Source organism: Bacillus cereus group sp. N24 (genome assembly GCF_016483345.1).
Classification (GTDB): Bacteria; Bacillota; Bacilli; order Bacillales; family Bacillaceae_G; genus Bacillus_A; species Bacillus_A toyonensis.
Genome location: NZ_JAEHCA010000022.1, coordinates 57298 through 82076 on the forward strand (window position 1 = coordinate 57298; position 24779 = coordinate 82076).

The following is a 24779-nucleotide window of genomic DNA, read 5'->3' on the forward strand; positions in this document are numbered from 1 at the left end:
CTGGACACAATTGTTATGCCTATTTTTCATAATAAATAAAAACCAATTCCCATAATGACGTACGCAGCTAATAAAGTGCCTCCTTCAAACCAGTTTGTATCCCCATCATTGGAGATTGCAATCGTTAAGAAAACAGCTGTAATCATGGACACAAGTTCTGGTATTGTAAACACTAAAGGCATCCTTTGTGCAAAAAACATAGAAAGCAATACTAATACAGGAGCAACAAACATCGCAATTTGTAATGTAGAACCTACTGCAATTTCAACTGCAATATTTACTTTATTTTTATAAGCCATAATAATTGCAGATGCATGTTCCGCTGCATTTCCAACAATTGCAACGATAATAACCCCTATAAATAACTCTGACCAGCCAAACGACTTCGCAACCGTCTCAAATGTATGCACGAGAGCCTCTGACACGTAAGCTACTGCAATCGTTGCTATCGCTAAAATAAGGAGTGCTTTACCTTTCGACCACTCTGGCTCTTCTTCATGCGCTACTTCGTCACTTTTATGTTGATATACACCACGGTGCGTAACTAACTTAAATAGCAATGCAGCAAGGTACATAATAATCATAATAATAGATACACCAATACTTAATTGATACGTCTTTCCCGCATCCATCTTCATTGAAAAAATTTCTGGAATAACAAAGGCTACGACAACAGCAAAAATTAATAAAGCTGAATTATGTCTTGCGTCGTAAACATTAAAGCTTTGTCTTTTATATTTTAATCCACCTATAAAAAAGGACAGCCCTCCTACTAATAGTAAATTTCCAAGTACAGAACCCGTTAACGAAGCTAACACAACTTCAATTAATCCTGCCTGAAGTGCGAAAATTGAAATGATAAGTTCAACGGCATTACCGAAAGTTGCATTTAATAATCCACCTATTCGAGGTCCAGAGACAATTGCCAAACTTTCTGTTGCTCTCCCCATAAACCCCGCTAATGCGATAATTGTAATGCAATATACAGCAAACATAATCGTTTGAGGCCAATGCATTGTTTTTCCGAGTACAGAAAGTGGTACACCTATAAGCGCTACTATAAGAAATATTTTATTAAACATGCTTTCCATCCTTCCATCGTATGTATTTCTCCTCATCATTAATATTATTCTTCTCCTAACTTGTCCGATTTCATCACAATTACGTTTAAAAAATCAGATTGAAGAAAACAGTATGAAAGATATTTAATTTATCTTGTTTAAACGGAGAAAATTATAAATTATGAAAAGAGGTTAAAAGTATGCACTTAAAAGAAAAAATTGCAACGATTATTCAAGGTCAAAGAACAGGTGTGTTATCTACTGTACGTAATGAGAAGCCACACAGCGCTTTTATGATGTTTTTCCATGAAGATTTTGTACTATACGTTGCAACAGATCGAAAATCAAAAAAGATAACAGATATCGAAAACAATCCAAATGTACATGTACTGCTCGGACGAGAAGGAAAAAAATTAGATGAAGATTATATAGAAGTTGAAGGCATAGCTTCAATCGAGGAAGACTCAACATTAAAAAACAAGTTTTGGAATAATAGCTTAAAACGCTGGTTACTGGGTCCTGAAGACCCTAATTACGTATTGATAAAAATCAATCCCGACACAATTTATTACATCGATGGTGCAGGTACGACGGAGCCCGAGTTTTTACGACTATAAAATAAAACAAGCCCCCCTTAGGTGGGCTTGTTTTGTCGAAAAGTTCTTCTGAAAAAAACAATAAAATAGGTGGAACTTTCTAAAGATTCTGTTATATAATAGCAGTAACTTAAATAAACTGTATTAAAACAGATTGAGAGGAGAAATAAAATTGATGAAAAGAGAAGAACGTAAAAACATGATTGAGTTTATTGAAAAGAAAAAAGGAATTGAGCGTGACGAATTATTGTTTATGACAGACGATGAAGTAGAGCATATTTATAATGTAACGTACTTTTTATATGAGGAAATTGCAGAGTAGTATAATAATCCCCACCTTATTAAAAATATAAGGTGGGGATTATTTCGTTATTAATACATGAGAATGATTTTCATGTATAATAATGTAAGATTGGAGGAATTTTACTATGAGCTCATGGCTATTATTCGCACTATTATCAGCAATTGCTGCTGCCTTTGTATCTATTTTTGGAAAGATTGGTTTAGATGGAATCGATGCCAATGTTGCTACGACGGTTCGTTCTATTATTATGGCATTATTTATGATAGGCGTTATTATTATACAAGGTAAATTTCAAAATATCGGCGACGTACTGCTAAATAAAAAAGCACTGCTATTTATCACATTAAGTGGGGTTGCAGGTGCTTCGTCATGGCTATTTTATTTTCTTGCCTTAAAAACAGGAAAGGTCTCTCAAGTAGCCCCTATCGATAAATTAAGTGTAGTGTTTTCTATTATTCTTGCGATGATTATACTCGGTGAAAAGTTAAACTTTATGACTGGTATCGGTGTAGTCTTTATTACAGCTGGTGTACTATTTATTGCTTTCAGCTAAAAAAACCGCTATTAGCGGTTTTTCTTTTTCTTTATGTAAAACCATACAATGCATGTAACAACTGCTGAAATGATTAAAATCCATATTCCATAATGATGTAAACTATACTCGACAAATCGCCACTTCTCTCCTAACTTCCAGCCAAGTCCGATAAAAACACTTATCCAAATGAGCGCACCACCGTAAGCGTACAAGCAAAAACGCCAAAATGTTAAATTCGAAACCCCAGCAAAATATGCTGTTAAATGACGTACTCCTGGTATAAAGTAACCAATCATTAAAAGAAATGGACCGTATTTTTCAAATAAAATATGTGTTTTTTCAATGTGATGTTCTTTAATTCTAACTTTCGGCCCATATTTTTTTAAAACAGGAAGACCGAGTTTTAAACCTAATATGTAGCTTAATGTAATACCTAACATCGCACCCGCCATCCCACTTGAAAAAGCAGCAGTTCCTGACATAACGCCTTTTGAAACATTATAACCAACAAAGGTCAATAAAAACTCGTCTGGTATCGGTAATCCGACAATCCCACCAGCCAATGCTATAATAATTCCAAAATACCCATAATGCGCGATTAACTCGCCAATATGTTGTTCCATTCGGAAGACACATCCTATGCACGATCGTTATTCCACATTTTGCCCGTTCTCTCTTTAAGACAAACATGGTATACATATTCACTATACATTGTTTTTATAATGAACTCTACTTCTATCCATTCCTTTAACAGCGATAAAGTGAAACTTTAATCAGTGGGTATTTTGTCTATCTCCACTGATTATTAGCTCACACCAATCAGGATTAAAAAATAAAAATTCATATGCTTGTTTTTTTGTTACAATAAAGGAAAGCTACTTTTCGCAACGGTTTAACTCTCAAGAAAAATGATACATCTAGCAAAAACATAGTTTGGTCTATATAATACAACTTCTATCTATTAAAAAACATGTACCCTTTTACATACAACATCATTTTTCTAAATTATACAGGGGGGAACGAACATGACCATTGAAAATCAATTTATCCAAAAAGTTTACTATAAAACATTTTTAACAGAAGAAATTTCTACTCCAGTATCGGAAGTACTCGGTGAAGCATACATAAATGAATCTAAAAATGAATTCTCCAACATTTCTAATATTCGCTTTGCTCAAGGTGAATTTTATTACCAAAATAAAGATTTTGAAGCAGCCATATTTAAGTGGGAGAAAGTAAATAACGACCTTGAACTTTGGGCAACCAAAAATATTGCTGATGCCTATTTTGAACTCGGATTCTTACCAAAAGCAGAAGAAATTTATCAATCTATTCAAACTGAAGGTACAACTCTTACGATGGAAGTTTCCTTGCAACTTCTTTCTCTTTATATCGAGCAAGATCGTTTAGGATTAGCTTTTAAGACGATTAGTGAAGCTGTGGCATTTCAACCAGACTATCCGAATATCACTGCAATCGCACGTTCTTTCTATGAAAAACAAGAAGATTGGAACAACGCTATCGAACTTGCAGTTCAAGAGGGAATTCGAACAAAGTCATTACATTGGTTCGATACTTTAATCCATTACGTAAACCAAGGATTTACTAAACAAATCAAACCAGAATATTTCTATGATTCTTTAAAAGCTTTATATGCAATTGACCAAGTCCAATTTAAAGAGTTTGTTATTGCCCTTTGGAACAGCTATCAAAATGGACCATTATACCTTTCTTGGATCCAAAGCATGAATCATTTATTTTTACATATTGAAACAGATAACAATGACAATTGGAATGAAATTTCTACCCGCTACCAAGAAACATACTTTGCATTAATTACTGGCGATCATTTTATGCATGAATTAAACGGTCTTGTTCCTGATTTATTAACAAATTGGTTTAGTTTAACAAAAGCAAAGGATTCCTTACTTGTTTCTGCCGCAGTATTAGCATGGAATGAAGTTGCACCTATAACTTTAGAATCATTACTCGTAAAAAGTGCTGGAGCCTTACTTTCTAATTCATCAGCTGAAACAAATGTAGATATGGAAACCGTTTCTCATCTATTCGAAACAATTGCTAAATGGGCCGAGAAAAATGATGTAGATTTAAGTCATCAATTTACGCTACTCGTCCATGAACTATGTGATTTACATGTTAATAAACTACTAATAGCTGGAACAAGTGACCATGATAAAGCGTCATTCGTCAATTCAATATTAGGAGAGAACATCTTAACTGAGACTTTAACAGCTCCTATTCTATTTAAAGACGATAGTCAAACTGCAATAACGGAATTCAATGATCTAGATGTAAAAAACATCTCGAACTTTGATGAAGTCCATCAAATAATGGATACATCTTCCCAGTCAGAACTTGAGAAAAAATGTATAGAAATTAAGTTACCAAGTAGATTTTTAAGAAAAAATAAGTTTGCATTTCTTGTTACACCATCTGTTCAAGGACAATTGGATAAAAACAGCTCATACTTTGAATACTTACAGGCAGCAGAGAGCCTTATTTACATATTAAATTCTGCTTCACCATTACATGGCGAAGAACTTGATACATTACTTTATTTACGTGAACAAGTGCCAAACTTACAAATTCATTTCGTATTACACACAAATAATACGACTACCAATGAAAATCTAATTAGTAAACTTACAGTCCATTTCCCAAATGCAAAATTCTTCCCGTACTCTCCTTCTCAAGAGAGTAGCCAGCAACTTGGAGATGTAACAGAGTCCATTCTCTCTAATCTTGCAGAACGTGACATAGAGAAAGAACGTATAGAAAAGCTAATATGGTTTACTCAAAAGACAATCGCTTACCTTGTAAATGAACGTGTAGAATTAGAACATACATTAGTGAAATCAGTACGCTGGAATAAACATATATCTGTAAAACTTAATGGATTTATTAACAATCTTACTGCTCTTGAAAAAGACAAAATCCGTTCTATTACAGAATCTTATCTTTTAACGAAAGAAGAAATTACACAAGATATACATTCTCAAATTCCTGAATTATTACAGAGCTGTTCTGACCTTGTTCAAGAAGATAGTGATTTCAAATTAGTTCATGAAGAATTAAATGCTGCGATGAACGAACGAATTGACAAACATGTACAACAAGTGCTTCTTCCTAAATTTACTGGTTCTATTCAAGAATGGATTGAAACAGCACATAATGAATTTATTCAAGCTCAAGCTTATTTAGATGAAATGAGTGAAACGTTCAATAAATTATATAAAGAAGAACGTATGAAACTTCCTTGCGATTTCAAATTACTAGATGATTGGCATCGAGATGTCGTACGAATGACAAATAGAATTACAGTAACGAACATCAACATTTTATTACGCTTCACACCGACACAATTTTTCTTAAAGAGTGCCGGAAAATTATTTGGTAATATGCAAAAAAACCAATCTATGCTCGCAAACAAATATAAACAATATATTGAAACGGAAGACTATACAGAAATTGCCCAAACAATTTCAAAACAATTCTTCCTTCAATTTGAAGTATTTGAAGGTGCACTAGAGCGTGATATCATGATGTTCTTTAAAGATCCACTTAGCGTATTGAAACAAAATGTAGAAGCCGCTCAACTTGAAATACAAGAAGACGAACAAACATTAGCAACGCTAAGAAGCAACCCAGAAACTTATCATGATCCTTTAGCACTATTTAAACTACAACTATTGCAACACAAATTTGTTATAAGTACTAACAAAAACAATGAAGACGTCTTTGTATCTAACGAGTCTCCTACTGTTTAACATAAAAAACCAAGCAAACTGAAATTTGCTTGGTTTTTTACTTTAATTTATTATTTTCACATGTTCAAATGGATAATAAATTGCTGCTAACTTTCCTAATACATCTGCTCTATCAATAAGTCCTAAACCATTTCTACTATCCCTACTTATTAAGCGATTATCTCCCATAACAAAAATCTTATTTTTAGGAATTGTAATAGGTCCAAAGTCCTCTGTTAAATTCATCAGTTTTTTTTCAGCTTGTTTTTTATTACTATGCAAATACTCCTCATTTTTCACCTCATGATTCACATATAATTGGTCATTTCTCATCTCAATTACATCACCCGGTAACCCAATCACTCTTTTCACATAAAAATTATCCGTCTTCACAACAATAATGTCTTCTCTACCATAACTTTCAAATTGCTTTGCCAACTTATTAACAATTAGCTTATCCCCATCTTGTAACGTTGGCTTCATAGATGCTCCTTTTACAGTTGTAGGGAAAAACAAAAAGATTTTTGCCAAAAACGCTAATAAACATGCACTTGCAATTATTCCAAAGAATTCACGCAAACGTTTTTTCTTTTGCATCATTCCACCATCTCATTGTCTTTTTATTTATATTATAAATACTTCAGCTAGTTTTTTTCCATAAAATTCTGAATTATATAATTATAATATTACAAATTCCAAAACACTATTCCTTACAAGTTTATTTTTTTGATATATCATATTTTATATTTATTAAGCAGAACTTTTCCTATGAATTTCACACTTAACAAATACTAAACTAATTAAACAAATATATTAGAATATCAAAGAAAAAGATACTCTCAAAATAGTCTATCTACTATTTTTGAGAGCATCTTTTTATAGTCCTACATATACAATACACATCTGAGCAGCGACATATGTAAACCAAATCCAAAGTGGTTCATACTTCAGCTTGCGGCCACCAATATCTGTCACACCAATAATAAAATCAGAAATCACAAACAGCAAACCACCAAGCGCTGGTATCCACCATATTCCTGTATTCTCATAGTATAAGGCGAATGCAAAGCAAGCCATTCCCCCAACCCACAAGCCGTAAATTAGGGCTCCTATCGTAAACAGTTTGTCCTGTTTTTCATTTCGGATAAAAAAGAACCACCCTATAATTAGAAAGAGTCCGTATACGAGTAAACCAATCCAAAAACCATTCCATGAAATACCTGTTTGCAAAAATGCTTTTACATAAAAACAATGGGCAAGAGCAAAAGTAACCATCCCTCCAATTAATCGATGGCCAAAGGGAATCAAACCTGCCATAAATAAATCTCCTAAAGTCGATAAAGTCATTCCTAATGCAACCCAGCTGCTATACTCTATCGATGGATCTTGTAGCCATATCCAAATCGCACTACCAGTTAAAGAAAAACTAAGAATAAGACGAACTGCTAAAGGTAACGGCATATTTTCTCTTGTTCTTTTTGTCTGTCCTATTGCATAAATTGCTCCTGTTAAAAAAATAATTATTTGTCCGATTAACACAATGTAAAGTACATTCATAATATGTTCTCCTCAATAAATGCTTTAATGTATCTTTTTTCGTTATATATAGTCCGTTCTCCTTTTTCTACATAAAAAAAGAAGAACAATACTGTTCTTCCATTTTAATCGCTTTTTTGTTCTCTACGCTACTTGTTTTTTTTGCTCCATTTTCTGCTTAGCCGGGGTACGATTTACGACAATGATTCCCGCTGCTACACATGCTAGACCGAATAATACAAATGAATGAATTGCTTCTCCTAAAATCATGCTCGATAATAACACACCAAAGACGGGTATGAAGAACATATACATCGAGACTTTTCCTACTTTGTTATACTTCATAATTGTATTCCATATACAAAATCCCGCTGCCGATAAGAACGATAAATATATGAGCATAAGTATCGTATATAGGTTAAAAGTAAATGGCATCGCTCCAACTTGTAATGCACCTATACATAGTAACCCAACTGATCCAAAAATCATTTGGTATGCTGTCATATACCCAACATCTAACGTTTTACTACCCTCTTTTGCTAGTATATTTCCATACGAATACATCATCGCTGCCCCAAGAAGTAATAAGCTACCTATTCCAAAATGGAATGATAAACTTCCATCACTCGGTACATTCACTAAAATGACACCACAAAATCCGATTGATACGCCCATTATTTTTCTCATATTGAGAGCATCATCTTTATATAAAAAGTGTGCGAGTAAAATTTGAAAGAATGATGATGTTCCTGAAATAATCGCTCCTTCAATTCCTGAGCTATAACTCATTCCAATATAAAAACATATATATTGAAGAAAAGTTTGGAACAAACCAATTTGAACTAACTGCTTCCCTGTTCCTTTTTTGAACTGCATATCTTTTCCTAGCGCTTTAAAAAATAATAAGAGCATTACACCAGATAAGAAAAAGCGATAACCAGCAAATAATATTTGTTCTCCGACTTCTTGTGGCCGAATCCCAAGTTCAGCATAGCTTAATTTAATAAAGGGAAATGCGCTTCCCCATAAAAAGGTTGCTACTATCGCAGCAATAAATACACCAATCGGATGAGTAAAAAATTTCTCTGTCTTCACTTGTTGTCTTCCTTTCCGATCTTTTTATGAACAATATTCATATATACCAAAGGAACTGTGAAAACACAAGTTTTCGGTTTATACTTGAAACAAAAACATATCATCTCTCAAAAACATATGCTATACTATAGAATAATTACAACATAATAACTATTAAAATCAGATTTAACAGAAATGCTGCTATCCGTTACGGATGGCAGCTTTCGTCGTTTTATAGGGGTTTCGATTTTGATTCTTTTTCTCAATAAGAATTTGAAAGGGGCGAGTAATAATGAACTCGGAAGTAAAAACATTACCATCAAAACAGAACGTACCTAATCCATCTTGGATTCAAACACTAAAAAAGCACTATGAACTTATATTTGCAATCTTATCTGGTATTTTCATTTTAGCTGGCTGGTTATTCACAAAAAATGAGGCGATAAGTGTAGGCATTACTTTCTATATCCTCGCTTATGTAATTGGAGGATTTGCAAAAGCGAAAGAAGGCATTGCAGACACAATTGAAGAGAAAGAGCTAAATGTTGAAATGCTCATGCTCTTTGCTGCTATCGGCGCTGCCATGATTGGCTATTGGGCAGAGGGTGCTATTTTAATCTTCATCTTTGCGCTAAGTGGTGCAATGGAATCTTATACGTTAAGTAAAAGTCAAAAAGAAATTTCAGCACTTCTTGATTTACAGCCTGAAGAAGCATTACGTATTTCAAATGGAACCGAGGAACGTGTTCCTGTTGGAGAATTACAAATTAACGACATTATTTTAATTAAACCCGGTGAACGTGTTCCTGCTGATGGCACAATTCATAATGGTGAAACAAATATTGATGAAGCTGCTATTACAGGAGAACCTATTCCGAATGAGAAAAAATTCGGCGATGAAGTGTTTGCTGGAACTGTGAATTTACGTGGTGCTATTGAAATTACAATTACAAAGCCGAGCGATCAAACATTATTCCAAAAGATTATTCGTCTCGTTCAAAGTGCACAAAGTGAAAAATCACCATCACAACTATTCATCGAAAAATTTGAAGGAACATACGTAAAAGGTGTACTACTCGTTGTTGCGCTTATGATGTTCGTTCCTCACTTCTTACTGGATTGGAGTTGGAATGAAACATTTTATCGCGCTATGATTTTACTTGTAGTCGCTTCTCCTTGTGCACTAGTTGCAGCTATTACACCCGCAACTTTATCTGCAATTTCTAACGGAGCGAGAAACGGTATTCTCTTTAAAGGCGGCATTCATTTAGAACGTCTAGCTTCAGTAAAGGCGATTGCCTTTGATAAAACAGGAACATTAACACAAGGAAGACCTACTGTAACAGATGTATATGTTCGAGAAGGTATAGCAGAAAGTGAAGTACTTTCTATTACAGCAGCGATTGAAAGTCACTCTACACATCCTTTAGCCGAAGCAATTGTTAAATATGCAAAACATGCTTATGATATTTCGATAAAAAAACCCGAAAACGTTGAAGATGTAACTGGTTTTGGATTAAAAGGAACATTAGAAAATAAAGCTTATAAAATTGGTAAAGCTGATTTTATCGGGGAAGAAACAAAGACATTTCATAATGGTATTTCTACCTCCCTTGAAAAAGAAGGTAAAACTGTCGTTTATATAAGTGATGAAGATGGTATTCTTGGACTTATCGCTTTAAAAGATACACTCCGCCAAGAAACCATTGCTGCTATTCGCGATTTACAAAGCATTGGTGTGGAAGCAATCATGATTACTGGCGATAATGAAGAAACCGCAAAAGCCATTGCTGCTGAAAGCAATATAAAAGAATATTATGCATCCTGTTTACCAGAAACAAAAGTTGAAACGATTAAAAAGTTAAAAGAAAAATACGGTACAGTAGCAATGGTCGGAGATGGTATAAATGATGCACCTGCGCTCGCTACTGCTAGCATTGGTGTTGCAATGGGTGAAGGAACAGACGTAGCTTTAGAAACTGCAGACGTTGTACTTATGAAGAACGAATTGTCTCGACTTTCCCAAGCCATTCGTTTATCAAAACGAATGAACCGTATTGTAAAGCAAAATGTAGTATTTTCTCTAGCTGTAATTGCATTGCTAATCTGTTCAAACTTCTTGCAATTTTTAGCTCTTCCATTTGGTGTTATTGGGCATGAGGGAAGTACAATTCTTGTCATTTTAAACGGGTTACGATTATTAAAAGGAAACAAATAAAAACGGGTCCCTCATAGAGGACCCGCTTTTTTTAATGGTAGCTATTATGCCCATTCGCACTACTACTTGTTTTATGCTTCGGATGCGAACTGCTCTTTTGTTTATTGTTGTTTTTATTATTGTGGTTCTTTTTATTATTACTCATGAAATATCCCCCCTGTTCCTTTTTATTATGGAACAAGAGCTCATTATTCATTACGGGAATTATTGTCATCCGTTCTATAGTGATGGAGTAGACCATTAATTTCACCGCCAAGTAAAATTACCCATCCAGTTAAGTAAAACCATAACATTAAAATAATAATTCCACCGAGACCACCATATGTATTGGCGTAATTCGCAAACTTATCTACATAATAAGCAAATGAGTACGATACCACAATCCATCCTACAGTAGCAAATATTGCTCCTGTAATGACTTCTCTTCTTTTTAACTTTCGATCTGGTGCAAATGTATATAAAAAACTAAACAAGGCAAATAGTACGAAGAAACTCGCTACTAATCGTGTAATACTCCATACGTAAGAAAAACTATCCGATAAACCAATTGCTTTAAATACCGCTGCCCCAATCACTTGTCCGAACACTGGGACAATTAGAGCAAACACAATCATAAAAATGATGGCTAATGTAAACACAATTGATAAAGCTCTTGTTTTAATAAAGGAACGTGTTTCGGTTACATCATACGCACGGTTAAAAGCATTCATAACCGCATTCACTCCATTTGAAGCAAACCATAGCATCGACAGTAAACCAAATGATAATAAACCACCATTTTGCTCATTTACAACTTTATCTACGTTTACTTCAATTAAGTACATTGCATCTTCCGGTACGTACGGTTCTAATAAATTGAGCACACTTTCTGTTTGAAGGTCAATAAATCCAAGAAGCGTAATTAAGAAAACAAGCCCAGGAAAAATAGCAAGTAAGAAGAAATAAGCGAGCTGTGCTGCCAAGCCCGCTACATCATCACGCATCGTCCGATCGTATAAATCTTTACCGAACGAATAAGTGCGATTTCTTCTTACCTTTTCTAAAATTTTTCTCATATATGTTTAAACGCTTTTCTTCTCTTCTTTATCTTGCTTTAACTCAATGTACGCTTCAGTTTTTTTTTCCTCTGCATGTGAGTCTTTCATAAATAATTCACGTGCTTCTTTCATACCACCATCTTCAGCAACTACTGGCTCTTCTTCTGCTTTAAGCTCATCTACCTTTGGAGATACAGCTTGAATTTCAATCGTTTCTGGCTTTTCTTCTCGCTCAATTTTTTTCTTACTAAAAATTTCTTTCGTTTCTTTTAACGTCTCTACAACTGACGGCGTCAATTTTTTAATTTCTGCTACTTTCGCTTTCACTACATTGAAATCAGCAAGTTCGCGTCCTTTATCTGTAACAGTTTGCACTTTTTCTTTGATCTTTGCATTTTCACCAATTTCAATCATCTTTGTTTTTGCTTTTTCAGCAGTGTTTTTTACTTTTTCACGATTTTCTTTCTTTAACATGGATACAGCTACACCTGCCGCTACACCAAGCGCAATGTTTCGAGCAATATTATTTTTCTTTGCCATATTCCTTCACCCTTTCATTTCTTATGTTAGAAAGTATTTCTTTCTAAGCTTCCTCATATTCCTTGTTCATTTCGAATGAAAGCTAATAGCTTTGCACACCCTTCTGTTACAAGGTCATACACTTCTTGAAAGTTCCCTGTATAGTAAGGGTCAGGAACGTCTGTCCAGCCACCGTCTGGAACAAAGTCGGACAGCCTACCAATATAGCCTCCAGTTTTACCTAAACTTTTTAAATCTGCTATATTCTTGTTGTCCATGGCAATAATATAATCAAACTTTGTTAAGTCTTCTTTTTCTACTTGCCTTGCTTTAATTCCTTCAAAAACGACTTCATTTTCTTTTAAAATTTTTTGTGTTCCTTTATGTGGCGGATGACCAATGTGCCAATCTCCAGTTCCTGCAGAATCAATGACGATTTTCTCTTCAAGTCCCTCTTTTACGACAAGATCTCGAAAAATCGCTTCTGCCATTGGAGAACGGCAAATGTTCCCAAGACAAACAAATAATACTTGAACCATATTTTTGTTTCTTCCTTTCTTGGTGCATTTCTTAATATATACTTATAGTATAAACAACCAATTATTAAATATAAAGGAAATCCCTACTAATTTAATAGGATTGAAAAGATTCATTAACGAAAATGATAAAAAAATGTTAAGATAGCCTTATGTTATTTTAAAGGGGGACACTTCGGTGGATTTATCCGTAAAGTCAGAAGAAAACGTTGAATATATGGTCGAAGCTATTAAAGAAAAATTACGTATGGTTAATGCTGGAGCGATGAGAGCTGCTAGTTTTAACGAAGAAATGTACGAGGACTTACGTGACATCTATGAGCATGTTATGAAACGTGAAACATTCAGCATTAGTGAAATGCAAGCTATTACAGAAGAATTAGGTACATTAATTAAAAAGTAAAAAGCCTCTCTTATATGAGGCTCTTTTTTATTTCCAACAAATTCATGACAACTCTTCTCTTTCCCTCAACCAACTGTAAAATATTGTACAATAGAAGTAGAAGCTCATCATAGATTTTTTCTCCGTACATACTACTCACAAATAATAGCAACACTACCATTGCTAACTGTTTTTACTGGAGGTGCTTACTTATGAGCAAATGGTACAGTAAGACGAAAGATCAAATATTAACGGATCTTAAAACAAATGAACAAAGTGGTTTAACCGCTGACGGTGTAAATGAACGCTTAAAACAATTTGGTTCAAATGAATTAACAGTAAAACAAAAACGTACTTTATGGCAGCGGATTTTTTCCCAAATTAATGACGTCCTCGTATATGTTCTTCTTATAGCTGCCCTTATTTCTGCCTTTGTAGGTGAATGGGCAGATGCAAGCATTATCGCGCTCGTTGTCATATTAAATGCAGTTATTGGTGTCATCCAAGAGTCAAAGGCTGAGCAAGCTTTGGAAGCACTAAAAAAAATGGCAACACCTAAAGCTATCGTAAAACGAGACGGCGAACTAAAAGAAATTCCATCTGAACAAGTCGTTCCAGGTGATATCGTCATGCTCGATGCTGGACGTTATATACCATGTGATTTACGACTTATCGAAACAGCAAATTTAAAAGTTGAAGAATCTGCTCTAACTGGTGAGTCCGTCCCTGTTGATAAGGATGCACTTTATCATCCTTCTATGCAAACTGATGAACAAGTGCCACTGGGCGATCAAAAAAACATGGCCTTTATGTCGACGCTAGTAACATACGGACGTGGCGTTGGTGTTGCTGTTGAAACTGGTATGAACTCACAAATTGGTAAGATTGCTACCCTTTTACATGAAGCAGATGATGATATGACACCACTTCAAAAAAGCTTAGCACAAGTAGGAAAATATTTAGGCTTTGTCGCTGTAGCCATTTGCGCTATTATGTTTCTCATCGGTTTTTTACAAGGACGCGATACGTTAGAAATGTTTATGACTGCAATTAGTTTAGCTGTAGCGGCTATTCCTGAAGGACTACCAGCTATCGTTTCCATCGTTCTTGCAATTGGCGTGCAGCGTATGATTAAACAAAACGTTATCATTCGTAAACTACCAGCTGTTGAAGCTCTCGGGTCTGTCACAATTATTTGTTCAGATAAAACAGGTACATTAACGCAAAATAAAATGACCGTTACTCACTTTTATAGTGATAACACATACGCTCAGTTAGAAAATTTGAATGTAAATAATGATGTACACCGTCTATTGTTAGAAAATATGGTGTTATGTAATGATGCGTCTTATAGTAGTGAATCCCAAACTGGGGACCCTACTGAAATTGCTCTTCTCGTTGCTGGAAGCACTTTTAACATGCAAAAAGATCATTTAGAAAATAAACATGAACGTGTTAACGAGCTACCTTTTGATTCTGATCGTAAAATGATGTCAACAGTGCATACATACGATGAAAGCTACTATAGTATGACGAAAGGTGCTATTGATAAACTTTTACCTCACTGCACCCATATCTTTATAAATGACAAAGTTGAGGTCTTCACAAATTCTGATAAAAATCAAATATTAGAAGCTGCCGGGGCAATGTCTCAAGAAGCTTTAAGAGTACTTTCATTCGCATTTAAACAATATAATGCGAACGATGTGGATATAAATCATCTCGAAGAAAATCTCATCTTTATCGGTCTTGTCGGTATGATTGATCCACCACGCACAGAAGTAAAAGATTCCATTACAGAGTGTAAAAAAGCTGGTATTCGTACAGTTATGATTACTGGTGATCATAAGGATACCGCCTTTGCAATTGCTAAAGAACTTGGTATTGCTGAAGAAAAATCTGAAATTATGATTGGAACTGAACTAGATAACATTTCAGATACAGAACTAACAAACAAAATTAATCACTTACATGTATTCGCTAGGGTCTCTCCAGAACATAAAGTGAAGATTGTAAAAGCATTACGTGCGAAAGGAAATATCGTTTCTATGACTGGTGATGGCGTCAATGATGCTCCATCTTTAAAACAAGCAGATGTTGGCGTAGCAATGGGCATTACAGGGACAGATGTTGCAAAAGGCGCAGCAGATGTCGTTTTAACAGACGATAACTTCTCATCTATCGTTAAAGCCGTTGAAGAAGGCAGAAATATTTACCGTAACATAAAAAAATCGATTCTCTTCCTACTCTCTTGTAACTTCGGAGAAATTATCGCTTTATTTTTAGCTATTTTACTTGGCTGGGCGACACCATTACGCCCAATCCACATTTTGTGGGTTAATTTAATTACCGACACACTTCCTGCATTGTCACTCGGTGTTGATCCTGAAGATTCAGATGTGATGAAAGAAAAACCACGACGTGCGAAAGAAAGTCTATTTAGCGGGAGCGTCCCTTTTCTTATTTTCAATGGTGTTATAATTGGATTTTTAACGTTAGCAGCCTTTATCGTTGGGGCGAAACTCTATGCTGGAGATACAAACTTATTTCCACTTTTCCCAGAGCAAATTGATGAAGATGCTCTATTACATGCTCAAACGATGGCATTTGTCGTTCTTAGTTTTTCTCAGCTCGTTCATTCATTTAACTTGCGTTCAAGAACGAAATCGATTTTCTCAATTGGGATATTTACAAATAAATACTTAGTCTTCTCACTTCTTATTGGTGTTCTTATGCAAGTATGTATCATCTCCATCCCTCCTCTAGCGAATATATTCGGTGTACATGCATTAACATTACGCGATTGGGGATTTGTTCTCTTGTTAAGTATCATTCCGCTCGTTGTGAATGAAATCATTAAATTAGTTAAGAGAAACTAAAAGGCAATGAGGACTGTTCCTCATTGCCTTTTCTTTATCCCACTATTTTCCCGGTAGTAAAACTCCCACCTCAAAATTCAGCTTGAGGTGGGAGATCAACTGCCCATAAACGCCCAATTGGTGAAGGTTAACAATCAGTGAGGATGAACAAAAACCCACTGATTAAAGTTTCACTTTATCCTTGTAATTCTTTTTTGATGTTTTCTGTTAGTGTAGCCATGCGCTTGCGACTTTCTTCACGCTCACGTTTATTTTGCTCTTCAATTTGTTGTGTTTCTTGCATACCTCTTGAAATAATGTTCCAAGTTTCTTCAAGTGTTTCCATCTTAATACTAGAAGAACCTGATAATCTCGCTACTTCCACACTTTGAGTTGCGATATTTTGTGCATTTTTCTTCAGTAACTCATTTGTACGACGATCAAGTTCAGCCATAGAATCTGCAACAAGCTTTTGACGTTTCGCATTTACCGCTTGAATGATACCATTTTTAAAGATAGGAATCGTTGTAATAAATGCTGTATTAATCTTACCGATTAATTTATTGTTACCACGTTGAATCATACGAATTTGTGGTGCTGTAAGTAGAGCAACCATACGTGCCTTTTCTAAATCATCAATACGTTGCTCTAAAATTTCAACAGAGTTTTTAAGTGATTCTAATTCAATACCTGCTAGTTGATCATTATTACGTACGCGCTCTTCATACATCGGAACTAACTCTGTATTTAAACGCTCTAATAACATTTCTCCTGCCACTACGTACTTTTCTAAATCTAAATAATACTTTAAGTTTTGCTCATACAAGCCATCTAACGTACCAATTGATTTTTTCATTTCATCTTGATACTTCGTAATTTCTACGTATACTTTATCCATTTCGCGACCCATTGTCTGATACTTACTAAAGATTTGTTCAATCATTTTATCTGCTTTTTTGAACATACGTGAGAAGAAACCACTTTTCTCTTCCGCAAAATCTTTACTATCAAACCTGTCCATAATTTTACCAAGCTGTTTTAATAATTCACCAGAGTCTTCTATTTTTGATAAAGACATTGTATGTAAAATTTGATCAGCGAAACGTGAAATTTCCATAGACGGTTCTTTTCCAAGCTCGATTAATTCTAACTGATCTTTAATATCTACCGCATTATAAATACGTTGTACTTCCGCATCTTGTCTAAGTTGTAAACGGACATCTTGTGCGGTTTGCTCATTTAATTCTGTTTTTGAATCTAGTACGACTGGGTTATTCATATGGTATTCTCCCTTTCCTTATAAAAATGGACGAAATAGTCCTTTTATTGTTTGTGATAAATTTTTATAGGCTGATGCACCATGAAACTCAAAATCAAAATTAACTTCCTCAAGCCAATGTGAATCAAATGCGCCTGCTTCAATATACGGTTCAATATCGTTTCTCCCCGTTGGATTGAAATGGAATACATCTACTCCAATTTGATTTAAAAATAGTAGTAAAACAGCATCGGAACGAGTTAATTCTCCACTCTTCTCATTATTAAATATAACAATTTTCGGTACATCTTGTGAATAATCAAATTTCTCAAGCTGTTCTAAAATATTCGGTGGTATTTGAGAGAGCTGCGCGAAAACATATAGTGCTACCTCTTGTTTCGTCTCTTTCCCAACTGGTTTACACATTTCACTTTCACACGTATGGATGATTGCCTCTGCAATACCATGCTGTAAACCTTCCGGTAAACGCTTATGTGGCCACCAATGGCTATTCATAATTAAATCCGGGTGTAACTTTCCTCCGCGGTCCAATGCATCTCGGTAATGATATTGGAAATTCGCTTTTTGTTCTTTCGTAAACGGGAATGTATTAATTAATAAACTGTTATCGAATGATGTAACTGCCTTTAATCGTTGAAAATATTCTTTATCATTCTTTGAAACGCCTAATATTTTTGCAAATAAAGAAGGGATATAAATGTGTTTATTTTCAACAAAGAATGTTGGTCGTACAAACGACTTTTCTTTCGTAATTAAAAAGAGTTCATCATATGTCGTTTTTAATGTACGTGCTACAGGTGTATACGAACGGAATTGCCACGGCTTATACAGTAGTGAATTATCATGGTGAAGTACTTGCTCAATTTCCTTTGAAGCTTGGTACGCTACTGTTGCGACGCGTTCGCGACGACGATCGGGAAATGGTTCAAGAGAAATACGGCTTGAATGAGACACAACAAAAGTTCTTCCCGCTTCATCGATATTCTCAAAGCCATCTTTTCCTTCCGGGTGATAATAAAGTACATCACAGCCGAGCATAATAAGAAAGTATAAGAAATATATACGACTTTCCTGTGCATCACCATACCAAATGATACGCGGCATTTGTTTCTTATAATTAATCGTAGAAAACCACTTCGTTACATAATTCTCACTTAGCTTAATCATATCGATTAAGAAACGACGGAATCCTTCTGTCTTTAAAGATTGATTATGTTGTTTCTCATACAATTTCAATACAGAAATAAACGTCGTATGTATATAATGTTGCAAATCAGGATTGTCTACTTGCGGTAATAGTTGCTTTCCAGACAAATGAGCTACAAGCCTATTTACTGTAAGTCCATTTGGTGCTTCTTGATGTAATGCAAAAACTTCTTGAATATGACGCAGTTTTTCGGAATCAATCACCTTATTTAAATTTTGTTCATGCAAAACCTCAATCCCTTTTGCTTCACTATAATCAAATAAATCATTGAAATATTCATCTACATCATTAGGAACACCAAGAATACGCGTTGCTATATAACTAAATTTCATTTCATTCTCTGTCAGTTCATATTGTGGGCGTTTTTCTAAAAGCGCTTCAAATTGTTTTAAATCTGATTCTTCTTTTAATGCACATGGTTGAAGTGTAAAACGTGAAAACACAACAGTTCACCTCCAAAAACATTTACGTTTTTATAAAGTCTCTCTTCTATTATAAACTATTTTTAGTTATAAAAAATGGGCGCTCGCATAACGAGCAAACCCATTTCAATTATTTATGATTATTTTTAGTAGCTGCAACTTCTTCTTTAGCCTGTCCAGAATTCTTCATGTAGTGAATTATAAATGTTGCTCCAAATGCTACAAGTAAAATAATAAAGAACAGTGTATGACTAATGTGAATATCAATTAGAGACAATAACATTTTCGCTGCAATAATTAGAATTAAAATATACGCTGTTGTTTCTAATTCTGGAATACGCTCTAACAATTTTAAAAATACGCCAGCAATACCACGCATCATTAAAATACCGAGCATTCCGCCTAATAGTAAAATCCAAACTTCATTTGATACACCAAATGCAGCAAGTACGCTATCTACAGAGAACGCGATATCCATTAATTCAACCATCGCAACCGTTCCCCAGAAGACACCGAACATTCTAAAGAGAATACTATTTTGATTCATACCATGAGCTTCCTCTTCTTCACTTGCACCTTTACGCTTATCAATAAAGTATTTCACTGATAACCAAGCAAGGTAAAGCGCACCAAGAAGTTTTACCCACCATAATTTAATTAAGAACATTCCAATTCCAATCGCAATAAAGCGGAACACATAAGCTCCAATAAGTCCGTAGAATAATGCTTTTTTACGTTTCTCTTCCGGAAGATGTTTTACCATTACCGCTAACACAAGTGCGTTATCAGCAGATAGTAACCCTTCAAGTACAACAAGTGTACCAATTAATCCCCAAGATACTGGATCTTGCAACACTTTAATCCACATATCTAAGTCGAAAAACTGAGCATACGTATTAATGATCTCTTGCAAAATGCTCATCTTACCTTTATCCCCTATTCTTTGCTAGATTTATAGAAAGGTCAAAAAAAGGAAACGAATGTCGTTTCCCTTCTTATGCATCCAAGCCATACGCTCTTACAAGCGCACCTAATCCACCTTGGAAACCGCTTCCTACTGCATTAAACTTCCACTGTCCATTATGACGGTATAATTCACAAAAGACAACTGCTGTTTCAATGGAGAAATCTTCCCCTAAATCAAAACGAAGAACTTCTTCGTTTGTTTCCTCATTCGCTAAACGAACGAATGCGTTTCCGACTTGTCCAAAGTTTTGATTACGGCCTTCACCATCATAAATTGTAACTGTGATTGCAATTTTATGTACATCTGCTGGAACTTTCTTCAAATCGACAACAAGTTGCTCATCATCGCCTTCACCTTCACCTGTACGGTTATCTCCTGTATGCAGAACAGATTCACAAGGAGACTGTAAATTGTTATAGAAAATAAAATCAGTTTCCTTCGTACATTTTCCGTTCGCATCTAATAGAAATGCCGATGCATCTAAATCGAAATCAGATCCACCATCATAAGATTTAATATCCCACCCAAGACCAATTACCGCTTTTGTTAAACCAGGGCTTGTCTTACCTAAATCGATTTTCTGTCCTTTTTGTAACTGAATAACCATTTATATTCACCTCTATATTTTAATCTTTAAAAATATATCCATCAGTAAACATGCGTTTCACCGATGGATATATAAATCTATTACTCTACATCTAAACCAAAGTTATTACATAGAGAACCTAATCCACCTTGGAATCCACTTCCAATTGCATTGAACTTCCATTCACCTGCATGACGGTATAATTCACCCACTACTACCGCTGTTTCAATAGAGAAGTCTTCTCCTAAATCGTAACGAATTAATTCTGCATTTTTCTCTTCATCTAGAATACGTACGAAAGCGTTAGAAACTTGTCCAAAGTTTTGGCTACGGCCTTCTCCATCATAAATTGTAATTGTGAAACAAATACGTTCGATGTGAGCAGGAACATTTTTCAAATCTACTTTAATTGATTCGTCATCGCCTTCACCTTCGCCTGTGCGGTTATCTCCTAAATGCTCTACAGCACCATTCGCACCTTTTGGATTATTGTAGAAGACGAAATCCTCTGCGCCTGAAACTTTACCATTCGCACCTACTAAGAAAATACTAACATCTAAATCGAAATCGTTTTGTCCGTCATAACGATTCGTATCCCAACCAAGTCCTACAAGAACTTTTGAAAGACCTGGATTCGTTTTTGTTAAATCTACCTTTTGTCCCTTTTTCAATGAAATTGATGCCATATACAATTCCTCCTCGGTTTATTTTATTGATAACGTGATACAATCTCACTTAAATTTTTATCTTGTGTTCCTTCTCCAACCGCTGAAAACTTCCACTCACTTCCGTGTCGGTACATTTCTCCTGCAATTAGAGTCGTTTTGCCAGCATAGTTATCTGACAAGTTATAACGTGCTAATTCTTCACCTGTTTGCGGGTTTTGAATACGAATATATGCATTACGAATCATCCCAAAATCTTGACGACGATTTACACAGTCATAAATATTTACAACGAATACTAAACGATTAATACGGCTCGGAACTTTATGTAATTCTACGAAAATTGTTTCGTCGTCACCAGCGCCTTCACCTGTTAAATTATCTCCTGAATGAATAATACTACCACAAGTAGAAAGTTTGTTTCCAAAGTAAACTAAATCATTTTTATTTAAAAAACGCTCTCCTTCTAACATAACAACTGATGCATCACAATCTACATTTGGTTTACTTCCAAATAATGAAGACAGAAACCCACCTGATTGCCCAATTGGATCCCAGCCTAAGCCAACCTGTAGTTTTGCTACTCTCGGTTGTCCTTTCGTTAAATCGATCTTTTGTCCTTTTTCTAAAATAATAGGCATGAAGTTTCTTCCTTTCTACAAAGCATTTTCCTAATCGGAAAATATTGTATTCTTCTCTTATATTGTAGCATTATTTATCTATTGAGAAAAAGAATAAATTCTCAATTATATGAAAACACCTATATCATTTATTTATATTGATGTAAGAAGTGGTAAATCGAACCAATCATTCCTGCGTGATTACGATTTTGTGCGATTTTAATTTCGCAATTACTATAAATCTCAGGATTTAAATATTTTCGTACCTCTTCCTTTACTTCTTCTAAAAATCGATTACCTCTATTAGTAATCCCTCCACCAATAATAATTATTTTTGGATTGAAGATATAAGCAAGATTACTAATTCCAATGGCTAAATGTTTAAAGAATATTTGAACGGCATGTATAACTTCTTTATCCTTCTGATCATATAATTCAAAAATTTTTTCACCGTTCCAATTCCCGCTACCTTTATACTTCCGCACAAGAGAAATTAACCCTGAAATCGAGGCAACCTCTTCAAATTGTTTCCCTTCGATCAACATATTGCCCCATTCACCAGCACTAAATGAATGACCTCTGTACAGTTTTTTATTAATACCAATAGCTCCCCCTATTCCCGTTCCAAGGGTAAGCATAATGCAATTATTTTCATTTCTTCCAACACCTTGCCACATCTCTCCAAACAAAGCACAATTGACATCATTTTCAATGGATATAGGAACTTTTAATACAGCTTGTAATCTATCAATAATAGGAATACCAGCATAGCGTGGAATATGATCCACGCCGCCAGTTATGATTCCTCTATGAATATCTACAATTCCGGCTGTACTAATACCGATTCCAGAAACAACATGTTCATTCATTAATTGCTCCGCCAAGCTAATAATCTTTTGAACGATTTGTTCCCCACCTAAATGGGCCTCTGTTAATGTAGTTTCGTGATTTAGTAATATCCCAGATTTTGAAATAATCCCATATTTAATCTGTGTACCACCAATATCAAATGCGATATATTTTTTCACACTGTCACTTCCTCTAACATTATGAACTTCACTTTTCTGCATTGAAATGATGATGTTTTCCTTTAATAAGAGTTCACAAGATTTACAGATCCAGCTTTTACGTAGACACTGTTGTATTCTTTATTATCCGAAACAATTTCATAATACGATCCTTGTGGTGTATTAACTGTTTTCTTAATGGCTACCATAATGTTGCGAGATGTCATTCCAGTCTGACCTTCAGCCATACTTTTGAATATCGGAGAACCTGCTGTTAACGTTCCAAGTCGATATTTATTTAAATCTTTACTTCCATTCATTGCATCAATTCTATACATAAGCGAGGCAATTTGCTGTCCCCAATTTTCATCACTTGCATACATGACGTTCATTCCTTGTGCCTTATCTCCTAAGTTTCCACCATTATATGTATTTCCACTTGGATTTAAGTAATGCTTATCTATATATGCCGCACAAAAATCAATACCTTCTTCCCATGTTTTGAATCCAGTTGCACCATTATATGGATCTGAATCTACCGCTCTAAAGCCAAATAAATTTTTCTTATCTTGCGCGATACGACTTGTTCCCCATCCTGATTCTAAAATTGCATGTGACACTAAGTAACCGGCATTCATCTTATATTTCTCTGCTGCACTTACAAAATATTTTCCTAATCCAATAAGTGGACTCTTTGCATTCGATTTACGTAAGAAATTATCAATTTCATCTCCTGTATAAGTAGATGTTGCACGAAGTGGCATATACTCAAAGTATTGATAACTATCTTGTCCTCCAATTTGCTTCTTATCAAAAGCCTCGTAACGCTCTCCTTCTTTTAAATGTTTCGGAGCATTACCAATTTGATACGTTGCATGTTTACCATTTTCCGGATTGTATACATAATGATATAACTTGCCATTTTTAGTTGCATAATACGACGTTTTCTCACCAGTCATTGTCGGATGTAATGTAACATCATTTATATTCACATAACCTGTCATACCATCAATTTGGACATGAATACGATCATCAACAGCTTTTACAAATTTCAGGTCAGCTCCACCCTTTACATATGTGAGCTTTTTACCCGTCGTAATATCATAAATATTAATAACACCATTTGCACGAACGAAACCTTGCTTCATATTTACAACTTTACCGTCACTTTTAATGTAAGCATCTTCTTTCATATTCTGCATAATTTGTGTTGCTTCCGCTTCATTTGGTTTTTGAACCTTTTGTGATGAGGTAACAATTTCATAAGAAGACGAACCTTGTTTAACTTTTAAGAACTGTAACGAAACATAACCCTCTCCGCCATTAAAACGGATTTTTGCCCAACCATTTTCTTTTCCTATGATCGTAACAGTCTCTCCATTTTTCAAATGACCGACAGCTGCCGCACCTGTTGATGGATCTTTACGCACATTTAATAAAGACGCATTTACAACGGCTCGTTCTTCTGTTACCTGTCCAGGGTTTGTTGGGTTTGTTGGATCTATGGAATCTTTACCAATCGTTATAAACTCTAACGACACATACCCTTCTTTTCCTTGGTAATTGATTTTCGCCCAGCCGTTTGCTTTTCCTAGTACTGTTA

At 34.9% G+C, this 24779-nt stretch carries 23 protein-coding genes; 7 read left to right on the forward strand and 16 right to left on the reverse strand.

Annotated elements, in window-relative coordinates:
* Positions 1 to 26 precede the first annotated feature (26 nt).
* On the reverse strand, positions 27 to 1082 hold the full coding sequence (cax, locus tag JDS95_RS23995; protein ID WP_033661220.1) for a calcium/proton exchanger: 1056 nt from the start codon (positions 1080 to 1082) through the stop codon (positions 27 to 29).
* Positions 1083 to 1261: 179 nt separating this feature from the next.
* On the opposite strand from cax, the gene JDS95_RS24000 reads away from it, so the two are divergent.
* The 3 genes from JDS95_RS24000 (at position 1262) to JDS95_RS24010 (ending at position 2514) form a co-directional block, all read left to right on the forward strand.
* Positions 1262 to 1678, forward strand: a complete 417-nt coding sequence (locus JDS95_RS24000) for a pyridoxamine 5'-phosphate oxidase family protein (protein ID WP_000550212.1) — start codon at positions 1262 to 1264, stop codon at positions 1676 to 1678.
* 154 nt (positions 1679 to 1832) lie between these two features.
* A complete protein-coding gene (locus JDS95_RS24005) occupies positions 1833 to 1979 on the forward strand; it encodes a BH0509 family protein (RefSeq protein WP_000817786.1) in 147 nt (48 codons plus the stop codon).
* Positions 1980 to 2085: 106 nt separating this feature from the next.
* A complete protein-coding gene (locus JDS95_RS24010) occupies positions 2086 to 2514 on the forward strand; it encodes an EamA family transporter (RefSeq protein ID WP_085451189.1) in 429 nt (142 codons plus the stop codon).
* Between the two features lie 11 nt (positions 2515 to 2525).
* Here JDS95_RS24010 and JDS95_RS24015 read toward each other — a convergent pair whose 3' ends face one another.
* Positions 2526 to 3119, reverse strand: a complete 594-nt coding sequence (locus tag JDS95_RS24015) for a DedA family protein (protein ID WP_000434867.1) — start codon at positions 3117 to 3119, stop codon at positions 2526 to 2528.
* Between the two features lie 402 nt (positions 3120 to 3521).
* Between JDS95_RS24015 and JDS95_RS24020 the strand changes: the two genes are divergently transcribed.
* Entirely contained in the window at positions 3522 to 6284 is a 2763-nt protein-coding gene (locus JDS95_RS24020) for a tetratricopeptide repeat protein (RefSeq protein WP_144467496.1), read from the forward strand.
* Between the two features lie 42 nt (positions 6285 to 6326).
* On the opposite strand, the gene lepB is transcribed toward JDS95_RS24020, so the two are convergent.
* From lepB to JDS95_RS24035, 3 genes are all read right to left on the reverse strand, one after another.
* Entirely contained in the window at positions 6327 to 6863 is a 537-nt protein-coding gene (gene lepB / locus JDS95_RS24025; RefSeq protein WP_002042582.1) for a signal peptidase I, read from the reverse strand.
* A 276-nt stretch (positions 6864 to 7139) separates the two neighbouring features.
* Entirely contained in the window at positions 7140 to 7820 is a 681-nt protein-coding gene (locus JDS95_RS24030; RefSeq protein WP_001102002.1) for a lysoplasmalogenase, read from the reverse strand.
* A 123-nt stretch (positions 7821 to 7943) separates the two neighbouring features.
* Positions 7944 to 8894 (reverse strand): DMT family transporter, encoded by a 951-nt coding sequence (locus JDS95_RS24035; protein WP_000845699.1) that lies wholly within the window; start codon positions 8892 to 8894, stop codon positions 7944 to 7946.
* Between the two features lie 271 nt (positions 8895 to 9165).
* On the opposite strand from JDS95_RS24035, the gene JDS95_RS24040 reads away from it, so the two are divergent.
* Positions 9166 to 11091 (forward strand): heavy metal translocating P-type ATPase, encoded by a 1926-nt coding sequence (locus JDS95_RS24040; RefSeq protein WP_199690820.1) that lies wholly within the window; start codon positions 9166 to 9168, stop codon positions 11089 to 11091.
* Between the two features lie 188 nt (positions 11092 to 11279).
* Here the strand turns inward: JDS95_RS24040 and JDS95_RS24045 are convergent, their stop codons facing one another.
* Genes JDS95_RS24045 through JDS95_RS24055 form a run of 3 tightly spaced genes read right to left on the reverse strand, consistent with a single transcriptional unit; the run spans position 11280 to position 13186 of the window.
* Entirely contained in the window at positions 11280 to 12146 is an 867-nt protein-coding gene (locus JDS95_RS24045) for a YihY/virulence factor BrkB family protein (protein ID WP_001226535.1), read from the reverse strand.
* A 6-nt stretch (positions 12147 to 12152) separates the two neighbouring features.
* Positions 12153 to 12668 (reverse strand): DUF4075 domain-containing protein, encoded by a 516-nt coding sequence (locus tag JDS95_RS24050; protein ID WP_001085404.1) that lies wholly within the window; start codon positions 12666 to 12668, stop codon positions 12153 to 12155.
* Positions 12669 to 12721: 53 nt separating this feature from the next.
* Positions 12722 to 13186, reverse strand: a complete 465-nt coding sequence (locus JDS95_RS24055) for a low molecular weight protein-tyrosine-phosphatase (RefSeq protein ID WP_000250904.1) — start codon at positions 13184 to 13186, stop codon at positions 12722 to 12724.
* Positions 13187 to 13361: 175 nt separating this feature from the next.
* Here JDS95_RS24055 and JDS95_RS24060 point away from each other — a divergent pair, with 175 nt between their 5' ends.
* A complete protein-coding gene (locus tag JDS95_RS24060) occupies positions 13362 to 13586 on the forward strand; it encodes a DUF1128 domain-containing protein (RefSeq protein WP_000366197.1) in 225 nt (74 codons plus the stop codon).
* A gap of 191 nt (positions 13587 to 13777) precedes the next feature.
* The gene (locus JDS95_RS24065; RefSeq protein ID WP_199690821.1) at positions 13778 to 16444 is read left to right on the forward strand and encodes a cation-translocating P-type ATPase; all 2667 of its coding nucleotides are present in this window, start codon (positions 13778 to 13780) and stop codon (positions 16442 to 16444) included.
* A gap of 175 nt (positions 16445 to 16619) precedes the next feature.
* Here JDS95_RS24065 and JDS95_RS24070 read toward each other — a convergent pair whose 3' ends face one another.
* The 8 genes from JDS95_RS24070 to JDS95_RS24105 form a co-directional block, all read right to left on the reverse strand.
* Positions 16620 to 17702: a toxic anion resistance protein gene (locus JDS95_RS24070; protein WP_001064417.1), complete on the reverse strand. Its 1083-nt coding sequence runs from the start codon at positions 17700 to 17702 to the stop codon at positions 16620 to 16622.
* A gap of 18 nt (positions 17703 to 17720) precedes the next feature.
* Complete coding sequence (locus JDS95_RS24075) at positions 17721 to 19352, reverse strand: YceG family protein (RefSeq protein ID WP_000492833.1); 1632 nt, start codon at positions 19350 to 19352, stop codon at positions 17721 to 17723.
* 109 nt (positions 19353 to 19461) lie between these two features.
* Entirely contained in the window at positions 19462 to 20253 is a 792-nt protein-coding gene (locus tag JDS95_RS24080; RefSeq protein WP_000025680.1) for a TerC family protein, read from the reverse strand.
* A gap of 73 nt (positions 20254 to 20326) precedes the next feature.
* Positions 20327 to 20905: a TerD family protein gene (locus JDS95_RS24085; protein WP_000236645.1), complete on the reverse strand. Its 579-nt coding sequence runs from the start codon at positions 20903 to 20905 to the stop codon at positions 20327 to 20329.
* 80 nt (positions 20906 to 20985) lie between these two features.
* The gene (locus JDS95_RS24090) at positions 20986 to 21570 is read right to left on the reverse strand and encodes a TerD family protein (RefSeq protein WP_000146728.1); all 585 of its coding nucleotides are present in this window, start codon (positions 21568 to 21570) and stop codon (positions 20986 to 20988) included.
* A 23-nt stretch (positions 21571 to 21593) separates the two neighbouring features.
* Positions 21594 to 22190 (reverse strand): TerD family protein, encoded by a 597-nt coding sequence (locus JDS95_RS24095; RefSeq protein ID WP_001121599.1) that lies wholly within the window; start codon positions 22188 to 22190, stop codon positions 21594 to 21596.
* A 128-nt stretch (positions 22191 to 22318) separates the two neighbouring features.
* Positions 22319 to 23197 (reverse strand): ROK family protein, encoded by an 879-nt coding sequence (locus JDS95_RS24100; protein WP_000759852.1) that lies wholly within the window; start codon positions 23195 to 23197, stop codon positions 22319 to 22321.
* Positions 23198 to 23259: 62 nt separating this feature from the next.
* The coding region (locus tag JDS95_RS24105) for an SH3 domain-containing protein (protein WP_242474186.1) at positions 23260 to 24779 on the reverse strand (1520 nt) is incomplete at its 5' end.